The following is a 12,263-nucleotide window of genomic DNA, read 5'->3' on the forward strand; positions in this document are numbered from 1 at the left end:
TAATTATCTGATGTAAATTATTCCTTGTTTTCTGATATGAATAGGATAGTTTTTTTATTATGTATAAAAAAACAAACATTTCATTTAAGTATAGAGAGACGGATTTTAAATCTGTTGATTTCGTGTGTGTTATTGATTCTTGCCTATATAGATTTTCTCTTTAATGTATAAATGATGTATCGTGTTGCATGGATGATGTAGATTTGAAATGTGAGTTTTATTTTAAGTGTTCTAATATTGCACTGTGTTAATTTTATGGCACTATTCACAACACAATTGATTTTTTAATACTCAACTAATTTATTCAAATTAATTAATACACAAATGATGAAAAAAGAAATTATTATTAACAAGCATATTTATTATGTTTTCACTGGCAGCGAAATCACAGGTGGGGATCAATACCAGTAATCCTCAGGGAATATTTAGTGTTGATGGGATGAAAAATAATCCAACAAGTGGAGTACCTACTTCCGCTCAGGCTAAAGATGATCTGGTGATGACTCCTAATGGTAATCTGGGACTGGGGCTCATCTCTCCGGGTACTACACTGGATGTGAATGGAGCGATTACCAACCGTGAAACTGCTTTAGCCGTTGCAGGTAATGCTGTTACGATACCTGCTAATGTAAGTTTGGTACAACTTACCGGTGCTGCTACCAGTGCGGTTGTTATTACTGCACCTGCCGCTCCTAACCCAGGGCAGCGTCTTATAGTTTATAATAATACAACAGGTGGATTCGGTGCTACATTGGGAGGTGTTACCATTCCTAATGGCAAGGCTTTGGAATATGTATACAGTAACTCTGGCTGGAGATCTACTGATGGTGGTGCAGGAGGAACAACTTCTACTAATATTTATACAGCAGACGGTACCCTTACCGGTAACAGGATCGTAACACAGGGAGGGAATACCTTAGCATTTACAGGGACGCAGACCAATGCATTTTCTGTAGATGGAAATACCTTATCCGTAGATGCTGCCAATGACCGTGTAGGTCTTGGTACCACTGCACCGGATACCAAACTTACCATTAGCACCCCTGATAACAGCTTTGGATTGAATCATACCAATGGTACAGTTAATCTGAAAACATATATCGGAGGAGGTGTAGTTTCTGTGGGAACCACTACAGCCAATGATCTGAGATTTACTACCAATAATACTCAAAAAATGACTATTACCTCAGGAGGAAATATTGGAGTAGGAACTGTAACTCCCACTAATAAACTGGTGATAGCCGGGAGTAATGCACAGCCTTCTGCACAAGGGACAGCAACTACCAATGCCACGCTTCGGGTTGATGGAAGCAGTAATCATGCCCTTGATTTCGGAACCTATGCAAACTCTCCTTATGGATCTTATATTTCAAGCCAGAACAAAACAGCCGCTGCAGGGCTTCCTTTGGTGTTAAACCCAGAAGGGGGGAATGTAGGTGTTAACACAACTCCAGGTACAGCACTGGATGTTAATGGAGCGATTACCAACCGTGAAATTGTATTAGCTGTTTCCGGTAATACTGTAACGGTTCCACCTAATGTAGGTCAGGTTCAGCTTACCGGTACTGCTACAGGAACAATTACAATTAATGCATTTGCAGCGCCTAATGCTGGTCAGAGACTTGTTGTGTTTAACAATACTTCGGGAGGATTTGGAGCAACACTGAATGGGGTTACTGTTCCTAATGGTAAAGCATTGGAATATGTTTTCAGTAATTCAAACTGGAGATCTACCGATGGAGGTACTGTTGGGGTAAGTTCAGCTAATATTGGAGATATTAAGGCAAGTTTTTCGGTTTCGGATCACGGTGGATGGGTAAAACTTGATGGAAGATCAGTAGGAGGCCTGACCACTACTCAAAGAGGCGCTGCAAATTCTTTAGGTTTTTCATCATATATTCCTAATGCCAGCAACTCCTACTTAGTACAGGACGGTACAAGATTGGGAAGTATTAACAGCAATAACTCCCGTACAATAGCAAGGAATCAATTGCCTAATTTTCAGTTATCTGGTACCACCAGTTCAGCTGAGCCTACTATAATGTATGATATTATCAATAACAATGGTAAACCGGCAACTGATGCTTATTCATATACCTTCTTAGCCGGTAAAATTGGTACAGGTACGAGAAATCTTGATCATGTTAATACTAATGTATTACACCAAAATCCGCACTCCCATTCATTTACCACAAATAGTGTAAATGGGGGCGTAGCACAGCAGTCCATCAATATACAGCCTCAAAGTTTAAGTGTCAATATGTTTGTTTATTTAGGTAATTAAAAAAGTGACATATATTATAAAAGTATAGAAAAATCAATGTTTTGATTTAATTTATTAAATTATAGAAGACAGGAATCTCTTATTTATTGAAAATCTATAGCATGATCTTTTAAAGAATCGGATTTGTATTTGGTCATTTTTGACATTAAAATTGTCATGAAGGATAAGCTATACTTTTGGGTATAGCTTATTTATTAAAAGCGAATTAAAAGCGAACAGAATTTACAATAAAGTACAGCTAGCTAATTTTCCAGAGATAATGACAGGTCGTACTTTAGTGTGAAGCTTATTATTTCGGAATACATGTTTTCGTCATACCACCTTCATTTGGTTATTATATTTTGTAAGTATTTTTACCAGCTTATTTTGTTCTCATCAGCCATCTGAAATCCTGATGATTGAGAAGAGAAAGCACAAGGCAGGGTCTGGGTGTGTATTTTTACAACATCTGTCTTGTATATGATATCAAAAGCTATCAATTTCATACTTTCTTTTCCTGAAAAGCTTTTCCTACCTAAACACAATTGTTTAGTCTTCAGGAATAAGATTCTTATGAAAAAATAGAGATTTTACAGAAACAGAAGAGCGATTATATGAAAAAAATACTTGTAAAGGATATTTAAGAATCCATTGTATAAATAAACCGGAACAAAATTTTTGTTCCGGTTTATTTATAGTGAATATCAGGATAAGTTAGCGAAATTTTTATAATCCCGCGGGTGGTCCTGCTGCTGCTCCCGTACTACTTCCTCCTAAGTCCTGGTTTACACCAGGAATACTTTTAATCAGACTGTTGTTGATTACCAGACAGTTAATAGCCCATGTGCCATTGGAAGCTGGAGCAGTGTTTGGATAGTCGGCTAGCAAATGCCAGGTAGAATTTTGTTGATAAGCAAGTACGTTGGAAGGGGAGAAGTAAGGTTGAGCGGAGCCCGGTGCTATAACTTTTAAAGGGGAGGTAAAGAAAATTCCTACCACTACTACTGAATAATCTGCTGTACTTATTTTGGTATCATAATCACTAATATAATCCCCGTCAACATTAGAAAGTGTGTAGGTAATATAATTGAACATCGCCGTATTTCCGGTTGGGGATGTGGCTACTTTCACTTCTCCCGTTGTGTTATCTCTTACTAAAGTAGATACATTACCTGAGCTATTAGAACCCGAAGCTGTTCCTATTCTGAGATTTCCATTAATATCAACTTTTGTTGAAGGCGATGTCGTTCCTATCCCCACTCTTCCGGAATTAGCATCAGTAAGATACATCAGTTCGTTAGGAGTCTGGCCAACACTAAAAGAGAGGTAACGATTGCCTGTGGCTGACGACGTTGAAGTATCACCAAAATTAATACGTGAAATAGGACCTGTAGCAGCTGAAGAAGAAGACCTCATATTAATACCGAAATTTTCTGTACGGTTACCATAGCTGAAGCCATCCTGCCCAACATTAATATCTAATGCATTTTTAGTCTGAGCTGTGGTAACCGCAGCATTAAGCAACTGGCTGCCTTCTACATGTAATTTGCTTGTAGGGGCATTGACTCCAATTCCCACATTTCCTCCTGCCGGGTTCAGTACCAAAGGAAGGGTTGCTGCAGATGCTTTGTTCTGGCTGGAAATATAAGATCCGAAAGGAGTGGTGGTATAGGTTCCGAAATCCAAAGAATGGCTGGTATCTCCATCCACTCTGAAGGTGGCATTGGTATTGGCTGTGCCCATTGCTGAAGGCTGGGCATTAGTACCTTTTACCACCAGTTTACTAGTAGGAGAAACTGTTCCTATTCCTACGCGATTATTGGCAGCATCCACAGATAAGGTATTGCCATCCACTGAAAATGCATTGGCCTGCGTTCCTGTAAATGCTAAAGTATTGGCTCCCTGGGTTACGGTTCTGTTACCGGTAAGGGTACCATCTGCATTATAAATATTAATCGGGTTGGTCAACTTGGTCCATACAGTACCATTATAATAATAATAGCCAACAGCATCAATATTCAGGGCAGTGCCTGTATTGGTGCCAGTAGCGATACTGTTTACATAGATTAGTGTGGATACAGGGACTCCGGTCATGCTCTGAGCTTTTTGCCGGTCTACTCTTGGAATCAATATTCCCTCTACTGCTGTACCTGTACCTGTGCTGTTTTTAGCTGTTACGTCAAGCGTTGCCGAGGGGGCTGCGGTATTAACACCCACCTGTGATTTTGCTACCAGAGAAAAAGTAGTAAGCAAGCCTGTTAAGAATAATTTTTTTTTCATACACATTATAATTAAAATTAATTTTTTTCTTTGTGTTAATAGATCTGAAAGAGCTGCGCAAAGGTAATATGTATTGGGTCAATATGGCTCAGATTGTACATACATCATATATACACTATATATATTCCAGATGTGCATTTTTATTTGTATAAAACATTTGAAATTTTTTTTAAATATGAATATATTAAACCACATTATAGTGATTATATAATAAAATATTATGTGATCTTTGGTTGCTGTCTGTAAAAAATATTGAGGGGAGCATATACATAATGAGCTTATAATTTGCTGTTTTAGATACTAATTGCTGGAATGTACCTCAGATGGAACTGTCTATTTTTCCTGTATTTCAATACAATAATTTTAACGACAAGAATTATTAACCCCAAAATCGGTTTTGAGCTTATTACATAATAGATTGATTAGTAATTCGTGTTACTGTGTGTTTTCAAAAAGCAAAAAAAGGCAGTATCTGTGAGTAGTTTTTGTGGTACCTCTACAAAGTGGCGTATATATGTTGTAGGGTGTTATTATGCTTCTCACTGTTTTTTTCTTAATCTTGGTAAAAAATAGAAAATGCACTTCCCTATAAATTGTATACGATTATTTTGTAAAAAAGAGGGTGAGATTTCCGGCTTTGCAGTACAAGTGCCAGCTGCAGAGAACTGCAAACAAAACTGTCATGAATAATTATAATCAAAATTCTCCGTGTTATCCTCTGCACCATCCCACATTACGGAAATTAGGTCTTGTCGGAGGTCTTTCCTGGCATTCAACGCTGGAATATTACATGTACCTGAACCAAACCATCAATGACCATTTCGGTAATAATACAAATCCTCCTCTTGTATTAGTAAATCTTGATCAGTATTCTATGCATCAGTTGCAAAAGTCGGATCATTGGGATACAATTGCAGCAATGCTGATTGAAGCCTGTGATCAATTATATAAAGCCGGAGCCTCTGCAGCAATATTTTGTGCTAATACACCCCATAAAGTGTTTCATGAAGTGCAACGGCATAGCATGATTCCCATACTGCATATTGGAGACGCGATAGGCGCTGCAGTCCGCAAGAAAGGGCTTCGTAAAGTTGGGCTTATTGGGACAGTATTTACCATGGAGGAGCCATTTATTGAGAAAATCCTAAAAGATAAATATGATATTGATATAATGGTACCCGACCAAAAGAAAGACAGAGAAAAACTTCATACCATTATACAAAAAGAACTGTCTCTTGGTATTTTAAAGCCTGAAACAAAAAAATATATACTGGATCAGATTGTAATCCTGGAAACAATGGGCGCTGAAGGCATCATATTGGGATGTACAGAATTTCCGATTATTATTGGACAAAATGATCTGGAGATTCCGGTATTCAATACCACGCTACTGCATGCACAAATGGGGGTGGATTTTATTTTAGGAATTTGATTGTAGACTGATAACCATACTCTATAGAGTTTTAACAGTTAAATAATTTAAATACTATGGAAAAAAAGATTTCGTTATTGGTTATAGTGACATTAATTGTGTCATTTATAGTAAGTTCGTCCGCTAATTTGACAGCACAAAAGGTAAGTCCGGCAATTGATTTTTCCGGCTATAAAACACTTAAAGTGAAGCCCAGTGAAGCTGATCCTTCGGTAAAGAGTTGGGACAGTGCACATATTGTAATTTATGACAAGGCCATTAAAAATAATAAGGTATTGCTTTGGCTTACGGGAACCAAAGGATCAACTGATCATGTTCCCCAAGATTTTTTAAAAACAGCATTGGATCAGGGATACAGAATCATAGCACTCTCTTTTATAAGTTCACCTGGTGTTTCACAGGTTTGTAAAGGAGATTATTTGAGTAAAAATGTTGACTGTGCTGCGGAGTTCCGTAGAAAACGTATTTATGGTGATAATACTTTCCTGCCTATTCAGGATCAGTATCAGGATGCCATAATACCTCGCCTGACAAAACTTTTACAGTATTTGTCAAAAAATGATAAAGAGGGTGCATGGTCTCAGTATCTTGATCACAACACAGGTAAACCTGTCTGGAGCAAAATCGCTATAGCCGGTCAGTCTCAGGGGGGAGGAATGGCTGAATTTATTGCTCAGCATGAGTCTGTGGCAAGAATCATCAGCTTTTCAGGAGGATGGGATTACAGTGATTCCAAAACGAAAAAGATAGCAGGCTGGTACTCGCAAAAATTGGTAACATCACCTCAAAATGTTTTTGCAACCTATCATGTGAAAGAAGTTGCCGCAAAAGAGTTAGCGGAAATCTGTAAAGAACTGCATATCCCTGCAGAAAATGTTTTTGCTTTAGACCAGCCTATGGATCAGCCAACCAATAATCGTACCCCTCCTAATCCATATCATGTGGAAGGAATTAAAAATCCTGTGTATAAACCGATATGGATAAAAATGCTTGGTTCGGGACTATGATTTCTAAAAGATCATTTCCTATAATTTAAAGCTATAAGTTTAGATATGATAAAAACTCTTCCTGCTGGAAGAGTTTTTTATTAGAGGACATAGAGTATTAAACTTTCATTTCTGACGTTTCAAGGGAAAGTTACATACTTGAGTGTTGAAGATATTATTGTAATTATATTGAAGTAAGTGTTTAAGTATTACTATTTTATGAAAATTGATTCATGAATTATGAGAAGTGGTTTTAATTTGTATATTTGATTTTTTATTTAGAATAAATAAAAATATTATTAAAAAAATCATTAATGAGTACAATTTTATCCATCTAATCCACATTTTCACAAAAACTATGGAACTACAAAACAAAAGAATCCTTACTCTGGATGTAATAAAAGGTATAAGTGTCATCGGAATGATCATTATACATACCTTATTGGTGTATGCCAATGTAAAATCACAATATGAAACAGCTGTCGGCAGTTTTATTGTTTTTCTTGGAAGGGGAACTTCCATTTTCCTGATCTGTATGGGAATTACTTTCATGACTTCCAGTCATCAAAGTCTTAAAAGTGCTTTAAAACGAGGTGCTTTACTGGTATTTGCAGGGTTGTTCATGAACTTTATGAAGTTTATGATTCCTGTGATTTTTAATTTTGCTCCTGATAATTTTATCCAAAAATATGGATGGGATGCACCTATAGAACAGCAGTATGTATATCTGGTACAATTGGGTGATATTTTACAGCTGGCAGGGATGTCCTTGTTGTTGGTAGGATTTATCAGAGAATATGTCAAAAATAAATATATCATTCTGACAATAGGTTTATTCGTTGCACTGGTATCCAGGGAAGTAAGCGGAATTAACCTGGATTATCCTGTGATCAATTATGTCCTGGATCTCCTTTTCAATACCGATTATCCGGCATATGTCTATTTCCCTGTTTTTCCATGGATGGCCTTTATCATCATCGGAATGTTTTTCGGGAAATGGTTTCAGGAGATGAATTACAATACCCAACAGATATTTAGAAATATGCTCTATGCCGGACTGTTATTTATCGCCATAGGAGCACCGCTGGTTTTTCTGTATGGTGATTATCATTACAATGGTTTTTATCATATGGGTCCCGGAGGTGTTTTTTATTTTGCAGGCTGGACACTACTGTTTTTATGGCTGATTAATACGTTTACGGCAAACGCCAAAGAAAATGGTTTTATACGTGTTCTCAAATATTGCAGTAAAAATCTGACCTCAATGTACATGATTCAATGGATATTAATCTCCTGGGGAAAAGGAATTTTCGGATATCGACAACATGAAATCGGATACGTATGTATGCTGATCCCGTTGTATATTATTCTTACCTTTTCAGTACAGACTTTGGTGGATATCATAAGAAAGAACAAAACGTTAATTGATTTCAGAACGATATCAACTGATAAAACAGTTTTGAAATAACAATTCCCATTTTATCATTTAAAATTATAAAACCACGGTAAAAGTTTACTGTGGTTTTGTGTGTAATCAGCTTAAAGAATTTCCACTTCTTCCGGTACCACAAAAAGAATGGTACAGCCATACTCCGATTTTACTGAATGTTTAAAGCCAGGCGGAGTATATAGGTAATCTCCTTTTTCAAGTGGGGCTCCTGCAATAGTTGCATCACCTTCCATGATAAATAATTCCTCTCCTGCAGGATGATTATGATAAGGATAGCTCGCTCCCGGTTCAAATTTTAAAAGAATACTGGTAGAACGGTTTTTTTCAGGATCAAATTTTAAGGATTTTACAAAAATACCTTCATAATGAATTCCTTTTTCAATCAAAGGCTGCCATTCTTTCTGTTCTGTTTTTACGATGTAATCGTGGATGTTGGTGTTCATGTGATATAAATTTTAATTGTTATTGCTGTAAGAAATGGTCAAAACTCCATTTATAATGGGAAAATGTACTCAGAAGAAATGCTCCTGCACTGAATGCGAAGACTGAATAGTCCAGAGGTTCTTTAATTCCAAAAGAAATGCTCATGGCTATAGCAAAAAATAAAGTGAGCACAGAGGCGTACCTTGCTGTTCTTTTTATCTGATAACCCAGAAGAAGCAGAATACCGATTGACAGTTCAGCAATGGTCGATAATACTGCAATAATGGTTGCCCACGATGGTGGTAAAAATGAATTGGTTTCAGCAGTATAATCTATAAATTTTTTCCAGCCTGAAGATTGAGTTCCCCAAAGATTCAGCCTGCTTGCTACTGCTGATAAAAACCCGGCAGCCAGAGCAATTCTTAATAAAAAAACGGCGGTATCCTGTTGCGTTTTCATACGTATAATTTTTAGGTTTTAATTACAGTACAAAGTTCAGCGAAAGCCGCCGCCTAAAGAATAGACAATTCCGGGAAAAGCATGTAATATTGGAGAAGGAATCTGGAAGTGATGATGTATAAAACAATTCTGGGCGAGCCTCAAATGCTGTAGATAATTTAGGATGTTGACATTTAGCTATAAATTTAAACACATGCTTCATCATAATCGATAGAATATCGATTCACTTCATTGCTCACTTAAGATAAAACGGAATTGAAAATAAATCTTTGCGTATTATAAAATCCAGCATTACAATTTCTCCAACTTTTAAGACTGATTTGGAATTAATTCAGACGCAAAGTTTTAAGAAGTTGATATTATATTTTTAAGGAGGCAAAGGTGGAATCAATTTCATTGATTCTTTCTAAGCAACAGGCCATATTGCTTCATCAACGGATTATTACATTTTTTGCCTGGCCCCAACTTTGTACCGATCTCCATCCTGATTTTAAATTTCCTTTACTGTTTTTTGATACTCTTTGGGAGACTGTGAAGTATGTTTTTTAAAGAAATTTGAAAAATAGAAAGGATCATTGAAACCAAGCTGGTAGGCAATTTCTTTTACAGTCAGCTTTTCATATAATAAAAGTCTCTTAGCTTCAGAAATAATGAGGCTGTAGATCACATTCTGGGCCGTTTTGCTGGTATGAAGCTTTGAAACCTCATTCAGTTTGGCTTCAGTCGTTCCGAGAAGATCAGCAAAATGAGAGACCTGATAATTATTTTTAAAATTTGCCCTTACACTTTCAAGGAACTTTAAAAATAAAGCATCGGGTTTCCATATTTCATCGCCGTGGGCAATTTTACTGCGATTGATTTCTACGAGAAGCAATTCCACCAGAGAATGTGTAGAGATCAGATACTGGTAAGGCTGTTCCAGAATTTCTTTTTCAATAGTGTTCAATGTTTCAGAGAAAAATTCAGGGTGCTGTACAGTGATCATTTCATTCATTCCAAAATGGCAAAAGAGACCATTGTGGAAGATAAGTTCAATATCACTATCACTTTTACAGAAAAAATCCAGCGTAAATTCCAATGCAGTCAATTCTCCTTCTATTGATTTTAACTGATGAAACTGTCCTGAAGTAATGGTTACAACCTGACCGGTTTTGATCACAAAAATATTTTCGTCAATCAGAATTTCTGCATTTCCGGACTGGCACCAGAATAAGGTGTATCTGATGATCCTTCTTGGCTCAGGATGTCCTGCCTGGTTGGAGTATTTTCTTATTTTAATCATTTCAGATCTGTTAAAAGGTGAATATCAAATTGATGTAACTGGATGGAACAAAACGGATATTGTAAAAATCCTTTTGATGAAGCTACAACTGTAATTATAGGTACACAGCTCACTCATAATGCTAGCTATAATGATGTATAGAAATAATGAGTGAAAAATAAAACACCTGTAAATTCAGGTGTTTTATTTTTTTATTCTAAAGAATTGTTATATTTCCTTTTATTGTCCTCAATCATTTTTCTATACTCAGGGTTATTAATTTTACCTTGATAGGGGTCATTCATATATTCTTTTCTCTTTGTTATAAATTGATCTTTGGATACAATTAACCCTTTTTTTTGCTCAATGGGTAAACTCGTTTTATTTATTGATATAAGTTCAAAACCTATATAATTATTCACCTCATTGATCTTTAATATTAATCCAGGAAGTCCTCTAAATTTGTATGGACCATCACTTATTGGAATATCATAAGTAAACCAAGCTATAAACTTTTTTTCTCCTACACTTACAACTGCTTTATTACATTTATAGCCGCCAATAGTAGAAGTGCTTTTATTATCAATTTGCCAGTCAAGTTTATCAGGACTCTCATAGGTGTAATAATTTCTCCCTAAATAATTTGATATATAGGTTTTGTTTTCATCCTTATATACATTATGCTTTACCTTAGATTTCGGAAGAGAGCCGGGATCAACAATATTTCCGGTCTTCATTGCATCTTCCAGTTTTTTCCCAAAACCATCCACTGCAGCCTTATAATTTTCACTATAATATATAGATTTTTTGCCATTAGTGAGTAAGACCATAGGCTCATTAATTGTAGATGATTTTTCCAAAGTATCTTGTACAAAAGTATATTTATACTTTACTTCGATTTCCGAATAATCTTTTTTTTCTTGACCTCTCACATAGTTAAAACAAAGAAATAACAAAAAAATTCTAAAAAGTGGTTTCATAGGTACTCAAAATATTATAATTAAATAGGCTGTTAAAAGACAGCCTATTATTTTTTTCATTACGTCATTGGATTTTCATAACTGGAATGTCCACAATCTTGATTGTTATACATTTCCCATTCGTTGTAAAGGCAATCACTTGAATCAAATTCAGAATCAAAAACTGTTTGATAAGTAGTTCCACAAATAGTTTTGATAGTCACCAAATACCTTGTAAAGGCTGCAATTTGCTGTTTTTCCTTTTTTGACTCTAATTTGTTAGAAGTGCTTTCTTTAGCACAAACAAGTCCAGCAATCATAAATGCTGAAAGTAATAATACTTTTTTCATAATTATATTTTTTAAATATTTAACAATTTAAATATAAAATTATTTTTCTAATCACCAAATGTGGAAAACCGTAAGGATATTAAAAAGATTTTAAGTCTTGTTTAAAGCTCCTTTAAATACTCTTTAAAATAAAACTATTATCCAATGAAAATTCGGAGGGTATAGTAATATTTTTTATATTTTTGGTTTTGCCGATTATATTGAACAGATAAATTTTAGTTTGATTTTTTATTATCAATTTTTTCTAACTGCTTTTTAACTGCATTGATATTTTCTTCCGTAAGTTTCCCATAACCCAGCTCTTTGATTTGGCTTAATTGTAATTTTGACATTTCATCTTGCTTATCTTTATTTTTTAATAACTGATCCCGCAGCGAAATATAATACTGGGTAGAATATA

At 35.6% G+C, this 12,263-nt stretch carries 11 protein-coding genes; 4 read left to right on the forward strand and 7 right to left on the reverse strand.

The features are described 5' to 3' along the window. Positions 1-364 precede the first annotated feature (364 nt). A complete protein-coding gene (locus LIV57_RS13950) occupies positions 365-2,284 on the forward strand; it encodes a beta strand repeat-containing protein (protein WP_227943045.1) in 1,920 nt (639 codons plus the stop codon). A gap of 353 nt (positions 2,285-2,637) precedes the next feature. Here the strand turns inward: LIV57_RS13950 and LIV57_RS22910 are convergent, their stop codons facing one another. Together LIV57_RS22910 and LIV57_RS13955 are read right to left on the reverse strand one after the other, a co-directional pair. Further along, positions 2,638-2,769 (reverse strand): hypothetical protein, encoded by a 132-nt coding sequence (locus tag LIV57_RS22910; RefSeq protein ID WP_262908345.1) that lies wholly within the window; start codon positions 2,767-2,769, stop codon positions 2,638-2,640. Between the two features lie 220 nt (positions 2,770-2,989). Next, entirely contained in the window at positions 2,990-4,543 is a 1,554-nt protein-coding gene (locus LIV57_RS13955; RefSeq protein WP_227943046.1) for a hypothetical protein, read from the reverse strand. Between the two features lie 682 nt (positions 4,544-5,225). On the opposite strand from LIV57_RS13955, the gene LIV57_RS13960 reads away from it, so the two are divergent. The 3 genes from LIV57_RS13960 to LIV57_RS13970 all read left to right on the forward strand — a co-directional run bounded on the left by LIV57_RS13960 (position 5,226) and on the right by LIV57_RS13970 (position 8,429). Then, entirely contained in the window at positions 5,226-5,975 is a 750-nt protein-coding gene (locus tag LIV57_RS13960; RefSeq protein ID WP_227943047.1) for an aspartate/glutamate racemase family protein, read from the forward strand. A gap of 56 nt (positions 5,976-6,031) precedes the next feature. Next, on the forward strand, positions 6,032-6,982 hold the full coding sequence (locus LIV57_RS13965) for a BPSS1187 family protein (protein ID WP_227943048.1): 951 nt from the start codon (positions 6,032-6,034) through the stop codon (positions 6,980-6,982). Positions 6,983-7,319: 337 nt separating this feature from the next. Then, positions 7,320-8,429: a heparan-alpha-glucosaminide N-acetyltransferase domain-containing protein gene (locus tag LIV57_RS13970; RefSeq protein ID WP_227943049.1), complete on the forward strand. Its 1,110-nt coding sequence runs from the start codon at positions 7,320-7,322 to the stop codon at positions 8,427-8,429. A gap of 71 nt (positions 8,430-8,500) precedes the next feature. Here LIV57_RS13970 and LIV57_RS13975 read toward each other — a convergent pair whose 3' ends face one another. From LIV57_RS13975 to LIV57_RS13995, 5 genes are all read right to left on the reverse strand, one after another. Then, complete coding sequence (locus LIV57_RS13975; protein ID WP_227943050.1) at positions 8,501-8,854, reverse strand: cupin domain-containing protein; 354 nt, start codon at positions 8,852-8,854, stop codon at positions 8,501-8,503. A gap of 19 nt (positions 8,855-8,873) precedes the next feature. Then, positions 8,874-9,293 carry a DoxX family membrane protein gene (locus LIV57_RS13980; protein ID WP_227943051.1) on the reverse strand — a complete coding sequence of 140 codons (420 nt, stop codon included), beginning with the start codon at positions 9,291-9,293 and terminating at the stop codon, positions 8,874-8,876. Between the two features lie 490 nt (positions 9,294-9,783). Further along, positions 9,784-10,575 (reverse strand): helix-turn-helix domain-containing protein, encoded by a 792-nt coding sequence (locus LIV57_RS13985; RefSeq protein ID WP_227943052.1) that lies wholly within the window; start codon positions 10,573-10,575, stop codon positions 9,784-9,786. A 191-nt stretch (positions 10,576-10,766) separates the two neighbouring features. Then, positions 10,767-11,534, reverse strand: a complete 768-nt coding sequence (locus tag LIV57_RS13990) for a GLPGLI family protein (RefSeq protein ID WP_227943053.1) — start codon at positions 11,532-11,534, stop codon at positions 10,767-10,769. A gap of 59 nt (positions 11,535-11,593) precedes the next feature. Further along, complete coding sequence (locus LIV57_RS13995; protein WP_227943054.1) at positions 11,594-11,863, reverse strand: hypothetical protein; 270 nt, start codon at positions 11,861-11,863, stop codon at positions 11,594-11,596. Positions 11,864-12,263 lie beyond the last annotated feature (400 nt).

This window comes from Chryseobacterium sp. X308 (assembly GCF_020733145.1).
GTDB lineage: Bacteria > Bacteroidota > Bacteroidia > Flavobacteriales > Weeksellaceae > Chryseobacterium > Chryseobacterium cupriresistens.

Bases quoted from the DNA above. Each gene is read 5' to 3' on its own strand.
- LIV57_RS13950 (WP_227943045.1), top strand. From the start codon at position 365: ATGTTTTCACTGGCAGCGAAATCACAGGTGGGGATCAATACCAGTAAT.
- LIV57_RS22910 (WP_262908345.1), bottom strand. From the start codon at position 2,769: ATGAAATTGATAGCTTTTGATATCATATACAAGACAGATGTTGTAAAA.
- LIV57_RS13955 (WP_227943046.1), bottom strand. From the start codon at position 4,543: ATGAAAAAAAAATTATTCTTAACAGGCTTGCTTACTACTTTTTCTCTG.
- LIV57_RS13960 (WP_227943047.1), top strand. From the start codon at position 5,226: ATGAATAATTATAATCAAAATTCTCCGTGTTATCCTCTGCACCATCCC.
- LIV57_RS13965 (WP_227943048.1), top strand. From the start codon at position 6,032: ATGGAAAAAAAGATTTCGTTATTGGTTATAGTGACATTAATTGTGTCA.
- LIV57_RS13970 (WP_227943049.1), top strand. From the start codon at position 7,320: ATGGAACTACAAAACAAAAGAATCCTTACTCTGGATGTAATAAAAGGT.
- LIV57_RS13975 (WP_227943050.1), bottom strand. From the start codon at position 8,854: ATGAACACCAACATCCACGATTACATCGTAAAAACAGAACAGAAAGAA.
- LIV57_RS13980 (WP_227943051.1), bottom strand. From the start codon at position 9,293: ATGAAAACGCAACAGGATACCGCCGTTTTTTTATTAAGAATTGCTCTG.
- LIV57_RS13985 (WP_227943052.1), bottom strand. From the start codon at position 10,575: ATGATTAAAATAAGAAAATACTCCAACCAGGCAGGACATCCTGAGCCA.
- LIV57_RS13990 (WP_227943053.1), bottom strand. From the start codon at position 11,534: ATGAAACCACTTTTTAGAATTTTTTTGTTATTTCTTTGTTTTAACTAT.
- LIV57_RS13995 (WP_227943054.1), bottom strand. From the start codon at position 11,863: ATGAAAAAAGTATTATTACTTTCAGCATTTATGATTGCTGGACTTGTT.